Source organism: Brevundimonas sp. TSRC1-1 (assembly GCF_049898245.1).
Lineage (GTDB): Bacteria > Pseudomonadota > Alphaproteobacteria > Caulobacterales > Caulobacteraceae > Brevundimonas > Brevundimonas mediterranea_A.
In genome coordinates, this window is the sequence record NZ_JAFCXI010000004.1 from 20,427 (window position 1) to 39,804 (window position 19,378).

Sequence of the window (19,378 nt, forward strand, 5' to 3'; positions counted from 1 at the left end):
CTCAGCGATAGAGAGAGGCGCGATCCAGCGGCAAGCCCGACTTACCGGCGCGTCGCTTCTGGGCCACGGTCTGGTAGACCAGCGTGCCGCCGCGTTCGAAGCCTTTGGCGAACAGGGCGAAATAGATCATCCACAGCCGCGACCGCGCTTCGCCCGCCAGAGCGTAAGCTTCTTCACGACGGGAATAGAGTCGGGCTGTCCATTCACGCAGCGTCAACTCGAAATGCTCGCGCATGTCTTCGACGTCCAGAACTTCGAATCCTAGTCGGCCCATATTGGTGACTGTCATGCCTATCGTGTCCAGTTCTCCGCCTGGGAAGATGAAGCGCGTGATCACCTTGGTCGTGGGGGTCGGCTTGATCATCCCCTTGCCGCCGCGCCGCACCGAGGCTTGGTGGAAATATAGGCCGCCGGGCTTCAGCACTCGCCGCATCTGGTTGAAATGGCGTTCGTGGTTGGCGAAGCCGGCGTGTTCGAACATTTCGACCTGGGCGATGGCGTCATAGGCCTCGACCGCGTCGACTTCGCGATAGTCCTTCAGCTCCAAGGTGACGCGGTCTTGTAGGCCCAACCGATTGACTTTGGCGCGGGCGAAGTCGAGCTGGGCTTGGGACAGAGTCACACCATGGACTTGGACGCCATAGTTCGCGGCGGCCCAGCATGACAGGCCGCCCCAACCGCACCCGACATCGAGCAAGGTCTGGCCGGGCTGGAGCCTCAGCTTCCGGCAGATCCGGTCCAGTTTCTCGCGCTGAGCGGTTTCCAGGCTGGCTTGATGGTCTGGGAAGTAGGCGCTGGAATAGACCATCTCTGGATCGAGGAAGAGGGCGTAGAAGTCGTTGCCGACATCATAGTGGAACTGGATGAAATCCTGATCGCGCCGCCCCGTCCGGTCTCGGCCCACGCCGTCGTCCCCGGTTGCGTCCCAGGCGGGCAGTTCGCACGCGCCCAGATCATCGTTCTTTGTCAGGAAATGCAGGGCTGCGCGCAGGATGCGTCCTTTGTCGAGCCGTTTGCTCAGATGGACGGCGCGGCCGTGGTCCCAGCGGTCGGCGGCTTCCAGCGGGCTTCCGCCCTCAACCCGCAGGTCGCCTGACGCGAACAGCTCGAACAGGGTCATAAGGCCGGGTTTTAGGAGCAGCCGCCGCACCGTAGAGGGGCGGGCGATGACGATCTGGATGTCGTCACGCGCCGCAGGTCCCAGCGGGATGACCTCGCCGTTCCAAAGCCGTAGCGACAGGTCGGCCTGAAGATGGGTGGAGACTTCGGCCGCAATCCGCCGGGCGGCCGCAATGCGCGGATCCCGGCCGCGTGTAGCGACGGTGTTCATGTGATGGAGCCCCCGATTTCATTAAGGTTATGACCTTACCGGATTGATCGAACGGCGCTAGATGACGGGGTGAAATGCTGCGACGCTTGAATTTCCGCCGTGTGCAGCGTTGACTCCGAGACGCCCTTCCGTATATGTCGCCGCTCTTCGCCCCCGGGGGTCTCTCCGGAGGGCGTATTCATTTTTGCGTTTGCGCTGAGGCTTCAACATGTACGCGGTGATCAAGACCGGCGGCAAGCAGTACCGGGTCCAACCGGGCGATACGATTGTCGTCGAAAAGCTCGATGGCGATGCCGGCTCGGAGCTGAAGTTCGACAGCGTCCTGATGCTGGGCGGCGACAAGGGCGTGACCCTGGGCGCTCCCCTGATCGACGGCGCCTTCGTCGGCGCCACCCTGGTCGAAACCCGCAAGGGTGAGAAGATCAAGATCTTCAAGAAGACCCGTCGTCAGGGCTATCGCCGCACCAACGGCCACCGCCAGATGGAATCGGTCCTGCGCATCACCGGCATCGAAGGCGCCGGCGAGACCGCCAAGTGGGACGGCAAGGTCGATCTGACGACCAAGGCCGAGATCAACCTGCGGGCCCGCAACCTGGCCACCCGCGGCGCGACCTCCGCGCTGGGTTCGATCGAGACGGTCGTGACCGACGTGGACGGCGCCGAGGTCAAGGGCGTCGTGGTCGAGAGCTCGGCTCCCGCCAAGAAGGCCCCGGCCAAGAAGAAGGCCGCGCCCAAGGCTGAAGCCGCCGGCGACGAAGCCTAAGACATTTCACCGGCGCTTCACCGCGCCAAACGGTATCACGGACGCGCTCAAGTAGGCCGAAAGGCCGGTAGCGCACCAAGAAGAGACGGAGCGGCAAGATGGCTCACAAGAAATCCGGTGGTTCGTCGCGTAACGGTCGCGACTCCGAGTCGAAGCGCCTGGGCGTGAAGAAGTTCGGCGGCGAGCGCGTGCTGGCCGGCAACATCATCGTGCGCCAGCGCGGCACCACCTTCCATCCGGGTGAGAACATCGGCATGGGCCGCGACCATACCCTGTTCGCCCTGACCCACGGCGCGGTGAAATTCACCAAGAAAGCCGGCGGCCGATGCTATGTGTCGGTCCTCGCGGCCAACGACGACGCCGCCCAGGCTATGGCGGCCGAGTAACGCAGTCTGGAACACTCCGGATCGCGTTGCTCCTGAAAGCAGCCGATCCGGACCAGGGAAGATATTCCGCGGGGAGTCTGGATCACCAGGCTCCCCGTTTGCGTTTCCCCGCCTCGTAGCCCGCCCGAGCCCTCCAAGGTGGCGGTCCTTACGAAGAGGCGACTGTCATGTGCGTCATCGAAACCTCCCCCATCGTCGAGACGCGGCGTCTGGTGCTGCGCGCGCCCGCGCCCCAGGACGCGCCGCGCATCGCCGCCCTTGCCAATGATCTGGACATCGCGCGCATGACCAAGCGGATGCCGCATCCGTTCCGGGTCGAGGACGCCGACGACTTCGTGCTTCAAGTCGCGTCGCAGGATCCTGCGCGGGCCAACACCTTCGTCATTGAACATGAGGCGGCCGGCCCCGTCGGGGTCATCGGCCTGTTCGAGAGCGAGGATCGGGTTCCGGAGGCGGGATACTGGATTGGGCGCGACTACTGGGGGCGGGGCTTCGCCACTGAGGCCCTGGACGCCGCCCTGGTCTGGGCCAGCCGCAAGTGGCGGCGACGCGCCCTGGTGGCCGGGCATTTCGCCGACAATCCCGCCTCGGGCCGGGTGCTGGAGAAGTCCGGCTTTCTCTACACGGGCGAGACCCGCCGGGCCTGGAGCCGGGCACGGCGCGCCGAGATCGAGACGCGGATGATGGTGTGGCTGGCCTGAGCGGCCAGCCCTAGCCCAATCAGCCCGCCAGGCTGGGGCCGAAGACGGCGGCGGCTCCGACCAGGCCGGCGACCAGCATGGCCACGGCCCCGGCGACGAAGGCCGTGGCCGTGCGCGCACGACGGCGCCGTGCGCCGCCGGCGCGGTATTTGCGGATCAGGATCATGGGGCCTCGGGTAAAGGCCTCGGACCCGATGATGTTGTGCTGGGACAAGAAGGCGCTCCCCGACTGTCTCTTGAGCAGGGATCTGTCCGGGGTCGGAGTGGTCAGAAGATGGCGATCCGCGTTACCGGGGTCGCATCTTCGTGAGGCGCGGACGCTTTAGAGGCGTCGCGACCTCGGTCAGCCGCAGAAGACGAGCCGGCCGTCATAGGTGCGATAATAGCCGCTGGCCGGGTCGTAGGAGCGATAGACGCTGCGGCACCAATCCACCCGGCGGGCGTCTCGATCATGGCCATAGGCCGAGCCCCCGCCGGGATAGACCAGGTCCGGCCGGCCATAGGCGCCGGGATAGACGCCGGGGCCGCTGGAATAGCTGTAGCCATAGTCGGCGGAGCGATAGCGCCGCGCATAGGTCGGCCGCTGGTCGCGCCAGGCGGCGCCGCAGTCGGTGCGGGCGGCGTCCCAATAGGCGTCGCAGCGATAGTCGCCGGGCCGGTCCGTCTGGCCGTTGAAGTCGTATCGAGCGCCGGAACCATAGGTCTGGTTGCGTCCATGGGGACGATAGGCGTCCCGCCCCTGATACGCCCCGTCACGGGGATGATCATAGCGGGGCGGGGCGTCGTGCCCGGTCTGAGCCACAGCCGGGGCGGTGGACAGGGCCGCGGCGACGGCGGCGATCAGAGCGAGTTTCATGGTTAATCCCCAGTACGGCCGTCCGGGCCGGGCGGATGGGAACGCTTGGATGACGCCTACTGTATCGAACGACGACTTACAGGCCGGTGCTACAGGCCGGTGTTACAGGGCGACATTGACGACACGGCCGCCCCGGGTGTCAACGCGGCGCATCAGCACCAGGGGGGCTTCGTCGCCTGTCCGGACCGGGACGATCAGGAACCAGCCGCCGTCGGGCAGGCCGCTGAACCGGAAACGGCCGTTTTCGCAGCGCGTGTCCCGGACGAAGCCGCTGTAGTTGGCGTTGGCGTCCGGCACGGTGCGGGCGCGGACCACGGCGGCCGGCACGGCGGCCCGCTCGGTCGAGCCGTACAGGGTGCGGAAGCGGGCGCGGGTGTAGGGAGTGTCGGGCGTCAGGCCGGCCGAGGCGACGCAGGCGTAGGCCTTGCCGTCCTGAGCATAGGTGACGCGGCCTTCGATAGCGGCCTGGCCCGAGCGTTCCGACCAGGCGAAGTCCGCGGTGTTGAAGGCGGCGGGGCCGCCGACGGGGGCGCCGGTCGGGAAGGTGGTGGGGGCGCAGGCCGACAGGGCGGCGGCAGCCAGACCCAGGACCAGGGCGGCGGGCTTCAGGGAACGGATCGACATGGGGCTTCCTCCGGAAATCCGGACCGCCCTGGGGGAGGCGGGGCCAGAAATGATCGTGGACCGGTCGCGGGGGTGCGACGGTCCATCTATCGCACGAGCGACAACGCGACTGCCACGGTCAAGGTTGCGCCCTCTGGACCGGGAACCGACAAAGCGCGAAAGAAGCGCGAGAAAATTCGTCGAGCGATCGCCCGGCGGCAGAGTGGAATCCGATCATGACCGTCACCTTCGCCGATATCCAGGCTGCTCAGGGCCGAATCGCCGGTCAAGTGGACCGCACCCCCACCCGCCATTCCCGCAAGCTGTCGCAGCTGACCGGGGCCGAGGTCTGGGTGAAGTTCGACAATCTGCACTTCACCGGCAGCTTCAAGGAGCGCGGGGCGTTGAACCGGCTGCTGATGCTGACGCCGGAAGAGCGCAAGCGCGGGGTGGTGGCGGCCAGCGCCGGGAACCACGCCCAGGCCCTGGCCTATCATGGCGGACGGCTGGGGGTGCCGGTGACCATCGTGATGCCGGAGGGGACCCCCTTCGCCAAGATCAACGGCACCCGGTCCCACGGGGCCACGGTGGTGATCGAGGGGCTGGACTTCACCGGCTCGACCGAGGCCGCCAAACGGCTGGAGGCGGAGAAGGGCTATGTCTTCGTCTCGGCCTTCGACGACGAGGGGATCGTGGCGGGCCAGGGGGTCTGCGCCATCGAGTTCCTGGAGGACGCGCCGGATCTGGAGGCCCTGCTGATCCCCATCGGCGGGGGCGGGCTGATCGCCGGCTGCGCCATCGCGGCCAAGGCGATGAAACCGGACATCAAGGTGTTCGGGGTCGAGGCAGCGCGCTATCCGTCCTTCACGGCCCGGCGAGCCGGCAAGCCGCCGGTCTGCACCGGCCAGACCATCGCCGAGGGCATCGCCATCAAGGCGGTGGGCGACATCCCCTTCGCCCTGGCGAACCCCTTGGTGGACGAGGTCTTCGTCTGCGAGGAGGCGGACTTCGAACGGGCGGTGGCCTCTTACGTCACCTATGAGAAGACGGTGGCGGAGGGGGCAGGCGCCGGCGGTCTGGCGGCCCTGCTGGCCTATCCCGAGCGATTCAAGGGGATGAAGGTCGGGCTGGAGCTGTGCGGCGGCAATATCGATGCGCGGATGCTGGCCGTGGTGCTGAATCGCGAGATGGTCCGTGAACGGAGGTTGCTGGTTTACCGGATCCTGGGCGACGACCGGCCGGGCATGTTGTCGGCAATGGCGGCGGTGATCGGGGGCCTGGGCGGCAATATCATCGACGTGGTCCACAACCGCCTGGCCCTGGACGTGCCGGCCAAGGGCGCCGAGTTCGACATCATGGTCGAAACGCGCGATAGCGCCCACGCCGACGAGATCGGCGAGGCCTTGAAGGAACGCGGCTATGAACTTCGGATGGGGTAGGGCGGCCGTCGTCGCCGTTCTAATGCTGGTCGGCTGTGGCCGGTCGGAACCGGTCGATCCGAACGCGGGCAAGGCCGAAGCCGCCGCCTTCATGGAGAAGAACGCCGGTGAGGAGGGCGTCGAGACCCTGCCGAGCGGGCTGCAGTACCGGGTGGTCCAGGCGGGTCCGGCGGGCGGCGTCAGCCCGGACCGCAACGACCTGGTCAAGGTCGATTACGAGGGCAAGCTGGTCGACAACAGCGTGTTCGACAGCTCGTTCGCGCGCGGCGCGCCGGCGGTGTTCACGCCCGAGGAAGTGGTCAAGGGCTGGACCGAGGCGCTGCAGAAGATGCGCGTCGGCGACGAATGGCTGCTCTATGTGCCGCCCGAGCTGGGCTATGGCGAGCGGAGCAGCCCCAAGATCCCGGCAAATTCGGTGCTGATCTTCCGGCTGAAGCTGCTGGACGTGGCCAAGGTTCCGGGCGGCGGATCCGGCGCAGGGACGGCGATGGGGTGATCCCGTCTTCTGCGCGAGGCCGCTTGCGCAGAATTAGGCGCTCAGGCCCTGCCATTCGCGCAGAACCTGGGGGTCGGTCTCTTTCGTCGCCTGACGCAGGACGGCGAAGTCGGCGGGGGCCATCAGACGCGACAGGGCCCAGACGGCGGCGCCGCGCACCAGGGCGGCGGGGTCGGCCAGCAGGGCTTGCGTCGGGGCGATCAGGGCCGTGTCGTTGGAGTTGCCGACCGCATAGAGGACGTTCCTCAGGAACCGGTCGCGGCCGATCCGCTTGACCGGGCTCTTGGTGAACAGGGCGCGGAAGGCGGGATCGTCCAGCGCCAGCAGGTCGGCCAGGCGCGGGCTTTGGAAGGCGGGGCGGGGCGCCAGCCGGATCTCGCGGGCTTCCTGGGCGAACTTGTTCCACGGACAGACGGCCAGACAGTCGTCGCAGCCATAGATGCGCGACCCGGTCAGGGTGCGGAATTCGACCGGCCAAGGGTCGGCGAACTCGATGGTCAGGTAGGAGAGGCAACGCCGGGCGTCGAGCTGGAACGGGGCGGGGAAGGCCTTGGTCGGACAGGCGTCCAGACAGGCGGTGCAGCGGCCGCAGTGTTCGGTCTCGGCCGCGTCCGGTTCGATCTCGGCGGCGGTCAGGATCGTGCCCAAGAACAGCCAGTTGCCGTGGGTGCGGCTGAGCAGATTGGTGTGTTTGCCCTGCCAGCCCAGGCCGGCGCGCTGGGCCAGGGGCTTTTCCATCAGGGGGGCGGTGTCGACGAAGGCCTTGATGTCGGCGCCGTTGCGGGCCGCGATCTGGCCCGCCAGCTGTTTCAGCCGACCCTTGATGACCTCATGATAGTCGTCGCCCCGCGCATAGACCGAGATATAGGCGGCGGAACGGTCGGCCAGCTGGTCCAGCGGGTTGTCGTCGGGGCCGTAGTTCATGCCCAGGACGATGGCGGTCTTCGCCTCGTCCCACATGGCGGTGGGGTGCTGGCGGCGGTCCAGGGTCGTTTCCATCCACTCCATGTCGCCATGCCGGCCCTCGTCCACGAAATGCCGCAGCCGCTCGCCCGCCGGCCAGGCGTCGGCGGCCGAGGCGAAGCGGCAGACGTCGAAGCCGAGCTCGGCCGCGCGCTGGCGGATGAAGGTTTTCAGGCGGTCGGACACGGGGCGGGGGATAGCACAAACTATCTACATCCTCGCGCTTCCTGAAGCGGAGTAAGATTATACCAACGTGTCCTACGTGTGAGCTCTAAAGACTGCCAGCCACAGGTGGTGGGGGCGGGGTTGCATTGTCGCCTCCAGTTGGTTCGCGGGTCAGATAGTGACACCAAGCAGTCAAAGGCAGATTGACAGCGTCTGGAGGACGCTGACCAGTGGACGTATTCTTAATTTCTAGCGCGCAACCATCGGCCGTTCGTATGTGACGGACGGCATAGCTCGCACCACTCTGGGGCATGAAGGAAGTTAGCGTAATGCAGTTGCTGAGCTTTGAGGTAGGGCCAGTTACTGGGACGTAAGTCGTATTTACCGTGATAGTAGCGCCCTGCAGGAAAGCTGCGCTACGCGAGGGGATGCGTACCGAAACTTCTCGCGGCGCATCGAATGCCAGCCCAGCTAGCCCGCTAGGCTGGCCGTGGTCATTACATTCGGGATTGTCATAATACTTGAAGACTGGAACAAACTGACGAGAGATCGATCCTCCCGAATCCCGCGAGAACATGAGCGTAGCATGCGGTTCGTTGAGGCTTGGTTGTTCGAAATTGCCTACGCCTGTCGAACACGCACAAACTACGGGCAGCAAGGCCGATAGTGGAAGAACTTTTCCAAACTGCATTCCATCCTCACAACTAAAATCGCATAGACCTTAGCGAAGCAGTTTCACTGTTATGTGACGGTGAGCCTTGCTTCGCTGGCTCCACCCGGTCCTTGCGCGGCCTTTCCCTCCCCCGCAGGGTAGGGAAAGGCCGCGTCGTCACTCGGTCAATGAAGCCTCGCCGTCGAACAGTTCCAGAATCTGGGCGTGGATGTCTGTAGGCCAAGGCGCGATCAGGGCGGCGAGCCTGGCGCGATCGCCGGCGAACAGGGCGCGGCTGGCCTCTTCGAAATCGGGGGCGTCGCCGGCCATCTCGACCATGAAGCCATAGGCGGCGTCGGTGCGGCGCCGCCGCGCGTCGTCGTCCGCGCCGGTCTTGCGGGCCTGGTCCACCAGACGTCGCAGGGCGGCCGAGGCGCCGCCGGGCTGGGCGGCCAGCCAGTCCCAGTGGCGAGGCAGCAGCGTGACCTCGCGCGCGGCGACGCCTAGGCGCGGGCGACCGCGCTTGGGAGCCGGAGCCGCTTCCCTCTCGCGGAGGTCCAGGTCGACCGGGCGGCCGGTCGCCAGATCGAACACGCGCAGCGCGGCCTGAGGCGAGGCCGCCAGGGCCTTGCGGAAAGCGGCCACGACAGCGGCGTCCGAGCCTCTGGCGATGCGGTTGGGGCCGTCGAACAGCACCAGATCGCGATCTTCGTCGCTCATGTATTTACCCGGATAAAATTAGCTGTCATGTTTATACCCGGATAAATAAGAGAGCGCCATGACCCAGACAAATCGCAAGAGCCTGATCGCCGCATACAAGGAGCGGCCCACCATCGCCGGGATCTATGCCGTGATCTGCAGCGCGACGGGACAGGTCTGGGTCGGCAAGAGCCGCCACATCGACACCGAACAGAACGGGATGTGGTTCGCGCTGCGCCACGGCGGCAGTCCGTACCGGTCGCTTCAGGCGGCGTGGAAGGCGCACGCGCCCGAGGATTTCCGCTTCGAGCAGCTGGATCGCTTGCCGGAGGATATCTCGGACCTTCGTCGCAAGGACGAACTGGTCAGCCGGGCGAAGCTGTGGATCGCGCGGTTGGGTGCGGAGGCGTTGTAGAGGGGGCGAGCTTTTTAGAAATCCAGGTCCGCGTACCAGGCCGACGGCGGCACGCCGACGAAGCGGTCGGCCAGCAGGGGGCGGAAGCAGGGACGGGATTTGAGTTTGGAGTACCAGGTCTTCAGCGACGGCCAGTTGGCCCACTGGACCTCGCCGAAATAGTCGAGCACCGACAGGTGTGCGGCGGCGATCAGGTCGGCCTGGCTGAGGCGGCGGCCGGCCAGCCAGTCGCGGGCGGCGACCAGGTCTTCCAGCATGGCGAGGTGGGATTTCAGGGCGTCGCGGCCGTGGCGCAGGGCGCGGGCCTCGGGCGGGCCCAGCTTGAGCAGGGGTTTCTCCATCCGCTCGTGCAGGAGGACGGCGTCGACTTCATCGGTGAAGCGGCGCTCGAACCAGCCGGTCAGGCGGCGCGCCTCGGCCCGTTCGGTGGGGTCGGCGGACAGAAGCAGGGGGGCCTTCTGCTGATCCTCGATCCAGCCCAGGACGGCGGGCAGTTCGCACAGGGTCAGGGGGCGGCCGCGATCCGTGGTCTGGACGACAGGCGGCAGGCCCGAGGGGTTGAAATCGTTGACCGGACAGTCGTCCTCCCACGGTCGGACCGGGGTGTCGGTCCATTCGATACGCGCCTCGCCCAGAGCCAGACGCGCGGCGCGCGAGGCGGGCTGGAAGGCGAAATGGAACAGGACGGTGGACTCGGACATCGCCGCTTGATGCGCCGACACCCGTTAATGTCCATTTACCGGATCGCGATCAGGACAGGATCAGGACCAGGGGCCTTTGGGCGGGGCGGTCGTGGGGGCGGCGGTGCGTGGTTCGGCGTCAGCTGTCGATACCGACGCATCGGGTGCGGCGAGCGGCGGCGTGTCGGCAGAGGGCGGGCAGACCCGGCCGCGCGGATCGGCGTGAATCAGGATGTCGGCGGCGGGAAAGTGGCTGAGCACCCGGGTCTCGGCTTCCACCACGATGGCGTGGGCGGCGTCCAGCGTCAGGTCGGGGTCCAGATCGACGTGCATCTGAACCATCATCACCTGGCCCGCCATGCGGGTGCGCAACTGGTGGACGCCTGAGATGCGCGGGTCGGCGAGGACGGCGTGGATGACGGCGGCGCGGTCCGTCTCGGGCACGGCGCGGTCCAGCAGATGGTCGGCGGCGGCCTTCAACATGCCGGTCGCCCCCCAGAACAGCCAGACGGCGACCACCAGGCCGGCGGCGGCGTCCAGGCCGGGCGCCCCCAGGAAGGCGCCCGAGATCACCCCGATCAGCACCACCAGATTGGCGGCCAGGTCGGCGGCGTAGTGGGCGCGATCACCGGCGACGGCCATGGAGCCGGTCTTCTTAAGGGCCCGGGTCTGCATCCAGACCAGCCAGGCGGTGATGGCGATGGAGACGATCACCACCCCGGTCGCCCAGCCGCCGGAGGTGACGGGACGCGGATCGAAGATGCGCTGAATCCCCTCCCACCCGATGAAGATGGCGGAGGCGAAGACCAGACCGGCCTGGACCATGGCGGCTAGGGCCTCGCCCTTGCCGTGGCCGTAGCGATGATCCTCGTCCGCCGGTGTGGCGGCCCAGCGCACGGCGAAGAAGGTCGCCAGCGAGGCGACCAGATCCAGCACCGAATCCGTCAGCGTCGCCAGGATGGAGACCGAACCGGAGGCGCCCAACGCAAAGGCCTTCAGCACGATCAGCACCAGAGCGACCCCGACCGACAGTCGCGTGATGCGGCGAGTGGCCAGATGAGCGTCTTCAAGGGGCGCGGGTGCGGGAGGAGGAGCGGGCGACGTCATTCCCGCCTCTTGTCGCGCAATCGTGGCGGAATGCCAACCGCAGGCCCTAATTCGAGCGCCTCCTTTGGATTGCGGCGTGCGTTAGCGTTAAGGACACACAACGGCGCTATGTCGAACGCCGTACATAGTTGATGGGCATCAGTCGTGGGGACGACATGAGCGCTGACGAACGCTGGATCGCGCGGAGCGAGGCCCTGACCCGGCTTGGGGTCAAGGCCCAGACCCTGTACGCCTATGTCAGTCGCGGCCGGATCGCCGCCCGACCCGACCCCACCGATCCCCGACGCAGTCTGTACGCCGTCTCCGACGTGGCGCGGCTGTGCGGCGAGGGCGGCGCCGAGGCGGACGGCCCCGAAGTGCGGGCGCCGGTCATGGGGGCGGCGGCGCGGGGCGAGGCGGACATCCAGTCCTCGGTGTCGCTGATCGCCGACGGTCGGCTGTTCTATCGCGGTCTGGACGCGGTGCAACTGGCGGAGACCGCGACCATAGAGACGGCGGCGCGCGCCCTGTGGGACGCCCGCGAGACCAATCCCTTCGCCGATCTGAAGCCTCGCATCGACCCCATCGTCGGCGGATCGACCCAGAGGCGGGTCCTGGCCGTGCTGGGCCGCCGCGCCATCGAGGACCGGGCGCTTCGGACCCATGACCCCGTCAGCCTCAAGCGCGAGGCCGCCTCTCTGCTGAGCGAGGTGGTGGACAGCGTCTCCGGGCCGGGACCCCGCCTTTATCTTCACCAGCGGCTGGCGCGCGGCTTCAAGGCGGCCGAACGCGACAGTCATCTGATCCGTCGCGCCCTGGTGCTGGGCGCCGACGCCGGCCTGGACGACGCGGTCCTAGCGACGCGGGCGGCGGCGGGCGGGGGCGCGCCCCTGGCCGGCGCCGTTCTGGCGGGCGCGACCACCCTGGGGGGGACGCCGCTGACGGAAATCGACGATGTCGTGGCCTATGTCGGCGAGGCGCGGCGCGATCCGATCGGCGCGGCGCGGCGCTGGATCGGGCTGAAGGGGTGCGCGCCGGGCTTCGCGGCGGATACGGAATTCGGCCGGGTCGATCCGCGCGCCCCCGCCCTGTTGGATGCGGCGGACCTGACGGCGGACCTGAAGGCGGTCTGGACCGAGGGCGAGGCGGCGGGCGGACTGCCGCCGGGCTTCGGTCTGGCCCTGGCCCTGACGGCGCGCCGACTGGACCTGGGTCCGACGGGGGCGGGGGACCTGTTGATGCTGGGGCGTCTGATCGGCCTTCTGGCCCATGCTGTGGATCAGGCGGCGGACGGCTCGCCTATCCGGGCGAGATTGCGCTATGTGGGGCCCGAGCCGGGCTCCCACTGACGTTTTTCGGTCAGGCGGGCCGGCCCCACGGGGATATCATGTCTGACTGGCTTGCAGCGATCATTCTCGGTCTGGTCGAAGGACTGACCGAGTTCATACCGGTGTCCTCCACCGGCCACATGCTTCTGCTCGGCCATTTCATGGGCTTTCAGAGCTCGGGCAAGACGTTCGAGATCGTCATCCAACTGGGCGCCCTGCTGGCCATCGTCAGCGTCTATTTCAAACGGCTGTGGACCCTGGCGACGCGCTGGCCCTTTGATGTCGAGGCGCGGCGGTTCCTGATCGGTCTGCTGGTCGCGTTCGCGCCGGCGGTGGTGATCGGTTTTATGGCCTATGGCTTTATAAAGGACGTGCTGTTCGAGACGCCGCAGGTGATCTGCGTCGCCCTGATCGTCGGCGGGATCCTCCTGCTGCTGCTGGACCGGATGGACAAGCGGCCGCAGTGGCTGGACGCGAACGCCTATCCGATGCGGGTCTATTTCCTGATCGGCCTGTTCCAGTGCCTGGCCATGATCCCCGGCGTGTCGCGATCCGGCGCCACCATCGCCGGCGGCCTGCTGCTGAAGACCGACAAGCGGTCGGCGGCCGAGTTCAGCTTCTTCCTGGCCCTGCCCACCATGGGGGCGGCGGTGGCCTATGACCTGCTGAAGAACCACAAGACGCTGGATTTCAGCGACGTCGGCCTGATCGTGGTGGGCTTCGTCACCGCCTTCCTGACGGCGCTGGTGGTGGTGCGGTTCCTGCTGGACTTCGTGTCCAAACACGGGTTCGGCCCCTTCGCCTGGTGGCGGATCGTGGTTGGAGTGGTCGGTCTGGCGCTGTTGCAGGCGGGGTTCTGAGTCCCGCGACGCTGGCGAATTGCAGCGTCTGCCTCTAAGGGGCGGGCATGACCACGCTTCTTTACGGCCGACCGCCGGTCGTCTTCGATCCTCCCAGCACTGGAGCGGGCGCCGCGATCCAGACCTCGCCTCTAATCCCCGGCTCGACCGCGCTGGAGAGCGTGGCCGAAGGCTCGGTCGACGACATCATGATCTACGCCCCGCCCGGCGTGCTGGAGCGGCGCTACGCCCTGGCCCTGGCGCTGAGGGCGCTGAAGGTCGGGGGGCGGCTGGACGTGATGGCCCTGAAGGACAAGGGCGGGTCGCGGCTGAAGAAGGAACTGACTGGCTTCGGCGTCGAGGTGGGCGAGACGGCCAAGGCGCACCACCGCCGCTGTATTGTGATCAAGCCCGAGACCCTGACCGGGATCGATGAAGCCATAGCCGAGGGGGCGGCGCGGATCGTGCCGGGGCTGGAGGCCTGGTCGCAGCCGGGGATTTTCGCCTGGGATCGGATCGACGCGGGCTCGGCCCTGCTGGCCCAGCATATGCCGGCGCCGAAGGGGGCGGGCGTCGATCTGGGCTGCGGCTATGGCGCGCTGGCGACGGTGGCCCTGCGGTCGGCGGCGGTGACGTCGCTGCGGCTGATCGACCTGGACCGCCGGGCCGTCGAGGCGGCGCGGAAGAATGTCGAAGACCCCCGCGCGAGCGTCGAATGGGCCGATGTGCGGACGATGGCCGCAGACGTCGAACTGAACTTCGTCGTCAGCAATCCGCCCTTCCACGACGGCGGGGCCGAGGATCGCCGGCTGGGCCAGGCCTTTATCAGGAAGGCCGCCGAACTGCTGAAGAAGGGCGGTGTGGCCTGGATCGTGGCCAACCGGCATCTGCCGTATGAGGCCGAGCTGAATACGGCGTTCAATCGGGTGCGGCTGGTCGCGGATGCGGGCGGGTACAAGCTGTTCGAGGCGGTGAAGTGAGTCCGCGCTCAAGCAGCCCGAGGGGCGATAGCGCATGAAAAAAGTCCCCACCTCCCGCGTCGACCGTCTGCTGGGGTCGATGGGCTATGGCTCGCGGGCCGAGATGGCGCGGATGGCCAAGGCCGGAGGGATCGTGCTGGACGGGGCGGACCTGACGGATGTGTCCAGGCGGATCCCGGTGACGCGCGACCTGCCGACGCGGATGGAGATCGACGGCGAGCCGCTGGATCCGGTGCAGGGTCTGGTGATCCTGCTGAACAAGCCGCTGGGCATGACCTGTTCGCACAAGGAAGAGGGGGCGCTGGTCTATGACATCCTGCCGGGACGGTGGCGCGCGCGCGATCCGGCCATCTCGACCATCGGACGGCTGGACAAGCAGACCACGGGCCTGTTGCTGCTGACCGACGACGGGGATCTGCTGCACCGGGTGATCAGTCCCAAACGCCATGTGGCCAAGGTCTATCGCGCCGGGCTGGCGCGGCCGCTGACGGGAACGGAAGGGGCGCTGTTCGCCTCGGGCGAACTGGTGCTGGAGGGCGAGGACAAGCCGCTGGCGCCCGCCGTGCTGGAGGTGGTGTCCCCGACCGAGGCCCTGCTGACGGTGACGGAGGGCCGCTATCACCAGGTGCGCCGCATGTTCGCCGCCGCCGGCAACCACGTCGAGACCCTGCACCGCGAACGGCTGGGCGGGCTGGTCCTGCCGGCTGACCTGGCGCCCGGACAGTGGCGGTTGCTGACGCCGGAGGAGATTGCGTCGATCTTCGTCTGAGCCGAGATTGTGGACTTTTGACGCCAGATGGCTATCTTGATGGCCATGTCCAGCTATTCCGTCGCCGAAGCCAAGAACAACCTGCCCAAGCTGCTGGATCGCATGCTGGCGGGCGAGGCCGTGACCATCACGCGGCGCGGCGTCCCCGTCGCGCGGCTTGAGCCTGCTAAGGCGGCCGTCCCGACATCCGGCCCCATCGACATGGCCTGGTTGGAAAAGGTGCGCATCAAATCGGAAGCGCCCATGGACTCCGTCACCCTGGTCCGGCGTATGCGGGATGAAGAGATTTGACTCTCTATCTCGACACCAGCGTCCTGGTGTCCCTTTTCCACGCCGATAAGCACACGCCACGTGCTTTGGATTGGATCGCCGGTGTCGATGATTTCGTGCTTAGCAGCTGGGCGTTGAGTGAGTTTTCTTCAGCCCTCGCGGTGAAGAGCCGTATGCGACATCTGCTCGACAAGGACCGTCGCGCCTTGGAACGGCAGTTGGATCAGTGGTTGAAGACGCGCACAGTTCTGTCGGTGATCGACGGCGACATCGTGGAGGCGCGTGTGATGGTTCGGAGTGATGCAAGGCTGCGCGCGCCGGACGCCTTGCATCTGGCGATCGCGGCGCGGAATGATTGCGTCGTCGCCACCTTGGATGCGGATATGGCGGCAGTGGCCTGCGACCTCGGCCTAGAAGTCGTGATCCCATGACGACGGCTATCAAAATCTGCGGCCTGACGACCGCCGACACCCTGGACGCCGCCCTGGACGGCGGGGCGGATTTCGTGGGGGCGGTGGTGTTTCCCAAAAGCCCACGCCATCTGGCGCCGGAAGCCGCGGCGCGTCTGTTCGAGCGGGCGCGGGGGCGGGCGAAGATCGTGGCGGTGACGGTCGATCCGGACGACGCCCTGCTGGAAGAGATCGCGCGGACGCTGAGGCCGGATTTCGTGCAACTGCACGGATCCGAGACGCCGGCGAGGGCGGAAGGCGTTCGGGCCCTGACCGGGGCGGGGGTGATCAAGGCCCTGCCGATCCGGCATGGCGACGACTTCTTCGCCGCCGACGAATGGGATTATCACGCCGATCACCTGATGTTCGACGCCAAGCCGCCCGAGGGTTCGGTTCTGCCGGGCGGGGTGGGGCACAGCTTCGACTGGACCCTGTTGGCGGACCGGGCGTTCCGCCATGACTGGTTCCTGGCGGGGGGGCTGAATCCCGATAATGTGGCCGAGGCGCTGAGGATCACCGGGGCGCCGATGGTGGATGTGTCCTCTGGCGTCGAAAGCGCGCCGGGTGTTAAGGACGCCGACCGGATCGCGGCCTTCATCCAAAACGCGCGCCGGTCGTAATTACGACGCCTCCCTGCGTGAAAGTTGGACTCGTGAACGCTCAAACCCCCATCCAAGCCCTACCCACTGGCCAGCCGTTGTCCAACGCCTACGCCTGGCCGGACGCGCAGGGCCGGTTCGGGCCCTATGGCGGGCAGTTCGTGGCCGAGACCCTGATGCCGCTGATCCACGAGCTGGACGCGGCCTATAAGGCGGCCAAGGCGGACCCCAGTTTCCAGGCCGAGCTGGACGGTTTCCTGACCCATTATGTCGGGCGCGAGAGCCCGCTGTATTTCGCCGAACGCCTGACCGAGCATTTCGGCGGGGCGCGGATCTGGCTGAAGCGCGAGGACCTGAACCATACGGGCGCGCACAAGATCAATAATTGCATGGGCCAGATCCTGCTGGCCCGCCGCATGGGCAAGACCCGGATCATCGCCGAGACCGGCGCGGGTCAGCACGGCGTGGCCTCGGCCACCGTGTCGGCGCGGTTCGGCCTGCCTTGCACCGTCTATATGGGCGCGGTGGATGTCGAGCGGCAGCAGCCGAACGTGTTCCGCATGCGTCTGCTCGGCTCGGAAGTCTTCTCGGTCACGGCCGGCGCCGCGACCCTGAAGGACGCGATGAACGAGGCGATGCGCGACTGGGTGACCAATGTCTCGGACACCTATTACATCATCGGCACGGCGGCGGGTCCGCACCCCTATCCGGCCATGGTGCGCGACTTCCAGTCGGTGATCGGCAAGGAGATCAAGACCCAGTCGATGGCCCGGATGGGCAAGCTGCCCGAGGCCGTCGTGGCCTGTATCGGCGGCGGGTCGAACGCCATCGGCGCCTTCCACCCCTTCATCGACGACGCGACCGTGCGGCTGATCGGCGTCGAGGCGGCGGGTCACGGGCTGGATACGCCGGACCATGCGGCGTCGCTGAAGGGCGGGCGGTCGGGCGTGTTGCACGGCAACCGGACCTATCTCTTGCAGGACGAGGACGGAAACATCGTCGAGGGCCATTCGATCTCGGCCGGTCTGGACTATCCGGGCATCGGGCCGGAACACGCCTGGCTGCACGACATCGGCCGGGCCGAGTATCGCTCGGCGACGGACAATGAGGCGCTGGAGGCGTTCCAGCTGTGCTCGAAGCTGGAAGGCATTATTCCGGCGCTGGAACCGGCCCACGCCCTGGCGCGGACGGGCGAAGTGGCGCGCGAAGTCGGCAAGGGCGGCGATATCGTCCTGCTGATGTCGGGCCGGGGGGACAAGGACATCTTCCAGGTCGCCAAACATCTGGGAGTGGAACTGTGATCCGCAGCTTTCTGGCGGCGACCGCCGTCCTGAGCCTTTCGACCGCCGTTCAGGCCCAGGCGCCTGCGCCCCTGGCCGCTCAAGGCCAGCCGGCCGATGTCGGCTTGCTGCCGGGCGCGGAACTGTCGGCCGATTGCGGCGGGCTGAACAATCTGGCCGGCCGCGCTTGGTGCGTCACCGCGCCCCTGGGGGAGGTCGGCGCCCTGGCCGACGCCTATATCGCCGATCTGGCGACCAAGGGCTGGCTGGCGGCGGGCGGCGACGAGAACCGCGTGGTCTTCGTCAAGCGCCGCGAGGCCGGCGGCTGCGACGGCATGCAGATGGTCGCCTTCTACGACACCTCCAAGACCGCCGTCGCCGAACTGCCCGCCTATCTGGGCTTCGCCACCATCCCGGGCGACGTGTGCGCGACTGCCGCTGCGACGCCGCCGGCCGGTCAGGTTCCTGCACGGCCCCAATGAACCGCATTGTCATCCTCGGTTTGGTGGCTTTGCTAAGTTCTTGTGCGTCGTCACCGACTGAAAAGTCGGTGGAAGTTGTGACCCAGATTGTCGCCCGATCGGCTGATCTGGTCGCCTGTGGCAAGGATGGAAATGTGCGAACTATCGAACGTGCACATGTCCGCGATCAGATGGTGTGTGACCGACACCTGATCCCATCAGCGCCTGGTGTCGCATACGGCTCTCAATGCTATCCAATCGAAGACTTCCAATGGTTCGCAGCCTCCGTAGAGACCCCGCGAAAATCCTGTCAGGTAACTAAATGACCACCGCCCGTATCGACGCCAGTTTCGCCGCGCTGAAGGCCGAGGGCCGTGCGGCCTTCATCCCCTATGTGATGGGGGGCGATCCGTCGCGTGAGGAGGCGCTGGCGATCCTGAAGGGCCTGCCCGCCGCCGGGGCCGACATCATCGAACTGGGCTTTCCGTTCAGCGATCCGATGGCCGAGGGACCGCCGATCCAGCGGGCGGCGATCCGGGGGCTGGCGGCCGGATTCGGTCTGCGTTCGACCATGGATCTGGCCAAGGAATTCCGCAAAGGCGACGACGCCACGCCGATCGTGCTGATGGGCTATCTGAATCCGATCGAGAGTCTGGGCTATGACGCCTTCGCCGCCTATGCGGCCGACTGCGGCATAGACGGGTTGATCGTGGTCGACTGTCCGCCCGAAGAGGCCGGGCCGCTGATCGAAGCGCTGGACAAGGTCTCGATCTCGCTGATCCGTCTGGCGACGCCGACCTCGGACGACGAACGGCTGAAGATCGTGGTCCAGGGCACCTCGGGCTTCGTCTATTATGTCGCCGTTGCGGGTGTCACGGGTGTCAAGGAGGCGAACGCCGAGGTGGTGGCGCCGGCGGTGGAGCGGGTGCGCAAGGCCTCGGGCCTGCCGGTCGCGGTCGGGTTCGGGGTCAAGACGCCGGAGCGGGCGGCCGAGATCGCGCGGGTGGCCGATGCGGTGGTGGTCGGGTCGGCCCTGGTGGACGAGGTGGCGGCGGCGTTGGAGGCCGGGGAACCGGCTGCGCCGCGCGTTCTGGCCCGGGTCAAGGCGCTGGGCGATGCGGTTCGGTCCGTGCGCACTGGTGCATCCCTGACGGAAACCGTCTAAGAGC

At 67.2% G+C, this 19,378-nt stretch carries 24 protein-coding genes; 16 read left to right on the forward strand and 8 right to left on the reverse strand.

The window, feature by feature from the left end; genetic code table 11:
• Position 1: 1 nt before the first annotated feature.
• Positions 2-1,330 carry a class I SAM-dependent methyltransferase gene (locus ACP7CK_RS13630; RefSeq protein WP_426026373.1) on the reverse strand — a complete coding sequence of 443 codons (1,329 nt, stop codon included), beginning with the start codon at positions 1,328-1,330 and terminating at the stop codon, positions 2-4.
• Positions 1,331-1,538: 208 nt separating this feature from the next.
• Between ACP7CK_RS13630 and rplU the strand changes: the two genes are divergently transcribed.
• The 3 genes from rplU (at position 1,539) to ACP7CK_RS13645 (ending at position 3,180) form a co-directional block, all read left to right on the forward strand.
• The gene (gene rplU / locus ACP7CK_RS13635) at positions 1,539-2,093 is read left to right on the forward strand and encodes a 50S ribosomal protein L21 (protein WP_292150744.1); all 555 of its coding nucleotides are present in this window, start codon (positions 1,539-1,541) and stop codon (positions 2,091-2,093) included.
• 98 nt (positions 2,094-2,191) lie between these two features.
• On the forward strand, positions 2,192-2,479 hold the full coding sequence (gene rpmA, locus ACP7CK_RS13640) for a 50S ribosomal protein L27 (protein ID WP_035309791.1): 288 nt from the start codon (positions 2,192-2,194) through the stop codon (positions 2,477-2,479).
• Positions 2,480-2,646: 167 nt separating this feature from the next.
• Complete coding sequence (locus ACP7CK_RS13645) at positions 2,647-3,180, forward strand: GNAT family N-acetyltransferase (RefSeq protein ID WP_035309793.1); 534 nt, start codon at positions 2,647-2,649, stop codon at positions 3,178-3,180.
• Positions 3,181-3,199: 19 nt separating this feature from the next.
• Here the strand turns inward: ACP7CK_RS13645 and ACP7CK_RS13650 are convergent, their stop codons facing one another.
• From ACP7CK_RS13650 to ACP7CK_RS13660, 3 genes are all read right to left on the reverse strand, one after another.
• Positions 3,200-3,394, reverse strand: coding sequence for a hypothetical protein (locus ACP7CK_RS13650; RefSeq protein WP_035309794.1), 195 nt, complete (start codon positions 3,392-3,394; stop codon positions 3,200-3,202).
• 129 nt (positions 3,395-3,523) lie between these two features.
• Positions 3,524-4,036, reverse strand: coding sequence for a BA14K family protein (locus tag ACP7CK_RS13655; protein ID WP_426026374.1), 513 nt, complete (start codon positions 4,034-4,036; stop codon positions 3,524-3,526).
• 102 nt (positions 4,037-4,138) lie between these two features.
• On the reverse strand, positions 4,139-4,660 hold the full coding sequence (locus tag ACP7CK_RS13660; protein ID WP_426026375.1) for a hypothetical protein: 522 nt from the start codon (positions 4,658-4,660) through the stop codon (positions 4,139-4,141).
• Between the two features lie 215 nt (positions 4,661-4,875).
• Between ACP7CK_RS13660 and ACP7CK_RS13665 the strand changes: the two genes are divergently transcribed.
• A complete protein-coding gene (locus ACP7CK_RS13665) occupies positions 4,876-6,078 on the forward strand; it encodes a threonine ammonia-lyase (protein WP_035310878.1) in 1,203 nt (400 codons plus the stop codon).
• Positions 6,059-6,574 carry an FKBP-type peptidyl-prolyl cis-trans isomerase gene (locus tag ACP7CK_RS13670; RefSeq protein WP_426026376.1) on the forward strand — a complete coding sequence of 172 codons (516 nt, stop codon included), beginning with the start codon at positions 6,059-6,061 and terminating at the stop codon, positions 6,572-6,574. Before ACP7CK_RS13665 ends, ACP7CK_RS13670 begins: the two co-directional genes overlap by 20 nt.
• A gap of 33 nt (positions 6,575-6,607) precedes the next feature.
• On the opposite strand, the gene queG is transcribed toward ACP7CK_RS13670, so the two are convergent.
• On the reverse strand, positions 6,608-7,723 hold the full coding sequence (gene queG, locus ACP7CK_RS13675; protein WP_426026377.1) for a tRNA epoxyqueuosine(34) reductase QueG: 1,116 nt from the start codon (positions 7,721-7,723) through the stop codon (positions 6,608-6,610).
• Between the two features lie 808 nt (positions 7,724-8,531).
• The gene (locus ACP7CK_RS13680; protein WP_426026378.1) at positions 8,532-9,074 is read right to left on the reverse strand and encodes a DUF2239 family protein; all 543 of its coding nucleotides are present in this window, start codon (positions 9,072-9,074) and stop codon (positions 8,532-8,534) included.
• Between the two features lie 58 nt (positions 9,075-9,132).
• On the opposite strand from ACP7CK_RS13680, the gene ACP7CK_RS13685 reads away from it, so the two are divergent.
• Complete coding sequence (locus tag ACP7CK_RS13685; RefSeq protein ID WP_292150287.1) at positions 9,133-9,468, forward strand: GIY-YIG nuclease family protein; 336 nt, start codon at positions 9,133-9,135, stop codon at positions 9,466-9,468.
• Between the two features lie 14 nt (positions 9,469-9,482).
• Here the strand turns inward: ACP7CK_RS13685 and ACP7CK_RS13690 are convergent, their stop codons facing one another.
• Positions 9,483-10,169: a glutathione S-transferase family protein gene (locus tag ACP7CK_RS13690; RefSeq protein ID WP_426026379.1), complete on the reverse strand. Its 687-nt coding sequence runs from the start codon at positions 10,167-10,169 to the stop codon at positions 9,483-9,485.
• A gap of 60 nt (positions 10,170-10,229) precedes the next feature.
• The gene (locus ACP7CK_RS13695; protein ID WP_426026380.1) at positions 10,230-11,255 is read right to left on the reverse strand and encodes a cation diffusion facilitator family transporter; all 1,026 of its coding nucleotides are present in this window, start codon (positions 11,253-11,255) and stop codon (positions 10,230-10,232) included.
• Between the two features lie 155 nt (positions 11,256-11,410).
• On the opposite strand from ACP7CK_RS13695, the gene ACP7CK_RS13700 reads away from it, so the two are divergent.
• From ACP7CK_RS13700 to trpA, 10 genes are all read left to right on the forward strand, one after another.
• A complete protein-coding gene (locus tag ACP7CK_RS13700; protein ID WP_426026381.1) occupies positions 11,411-12,583 on the forward strand; it encodes a citrate/2-methylcitrate synthase in 1,173 nt (390 codons plus the stop codon).
• A 38-nt stretch (positions 12,584-12,621) separates the two neighbouring features.
• Positions 12,622-13,422, forward strand: a complete 801-nt coding sequence (locus tag ACP7CK_RS13705) for an undecaprenyl-diphosphate phosphatase (protein ID WP_426026382.1) — start codon at positions 12,622-12,624, stop codon at positions 13,420-13,422.
• 47 nt (positions 13,423-13,469) lie between these two features.
• Positions 13,470-14,381, forward strand: coding sequence for a class I SAM-dependent methyltransferase (locus ACP7CK_RS13710; protein ID WP_426026383.1), 912 nt, complete (start codon positions 13,470-13,472; stop codon positions 14,379-14,381).
• Positions 14,382-14,415: 34 nt separating this feature from the next.
• Positions 14,416-15,150 carry a pseudouridine synthase gene (locus ACP7CK_RS13715; protein ID WP_426026384.1) on the forward strand — a complete coding sequence of 245 codons (735 nt, stop codon included), beginning with the start codon at positions 14,416-14,418 and terminating at the stop codon, positions 15,148-15,150.
• Positions 15,151-15,177: 27 nt separating this feature from the next.
• Positions 15,178-15,441 (forward strand): type II toxin-antitoxin system Phd/YefM family antitoxin, encoded by a 264-nt coding sequence (locus ACP7CK_RS13720; protein ID WP_050771588.1) that lies wholly within the window; start codon positions 15,178-15,180, stop codon positions 15,439-15,441.
• Complete coding sequence (locus ACP7CK_RS13725; RefSeq protein ID WP_040349200.1) at positions 15,438-15,851, forward strand: type II toxin-antitoxin system VapC family toxin; 414 nt, start codon at positions 15,438-15,440, stop codon at positions 15,849-15,851. Before ACP7CK_RS13720 ends, ACP7CK_RS13725 begins: the two co-directional genes overlap by 4 nt.
• Positions 15,848-16,489 carry a phosphoribosylanthranilate isomerase gene (locus tag ACP7CK_RS13730; RefSeq protein WP_426026385.1) on the forward strand — a complete coding sequence of 214 codons (642 nt, stop codon included), beginning with the start codon at positions 15,848-15,850 and terminating at the stop codon, positions 16,487-16,489. The genes ACP7CK_RS13725 and ACP7CK_RS13730 overlap by 4 nt, the downstream gene beginning before the upstream one ends.
• Positions 16,490-16,566: 77 nt before the next feature.
• The gene (gene trpB, locus ACP7CK_RS13735) at positions 16,567-17,769 is read left to right on the forward strand and encodes a tryptophan synthase subunit beta (RefSeq protein ID WP_426026666.1); all 1,203 of its coding nucleotides are present in this window, start codon (positions 16,567-16,569) and stop codon (positions 17,767-17,769) included.
• Positions 17,766-18,230: a hypothetical protein gene (locus ACP7CK_RS13740; RefSeq protein WP_426026386.1), complete on the forward strand. Its 465-nt coding sequence runs from the start codon at positions 17,766-17,768 to the stop codon at positions 18,228-18,230. The genes trpB and ACP7CK_RS13740 overlap by 4 nt, the downstream gene beginning before the upstream one ends.
• A 301-nt stretch (positions 18,231-18,531) precedes the next feature.
• On the forward strand, positions 18,532-19,374 hold the full coding sequence (gene trpA, locus ACP7CK_RS13745) for a tryptophan synthase subunit alpha (protein ID WP_426026387.1): 843 nt from the start codon (positions 18,532-18,534) through the stop codon (positions 19,372-19,374).
• Positions 19,375-19,378 lie beyond the last annotated feature (4 nt).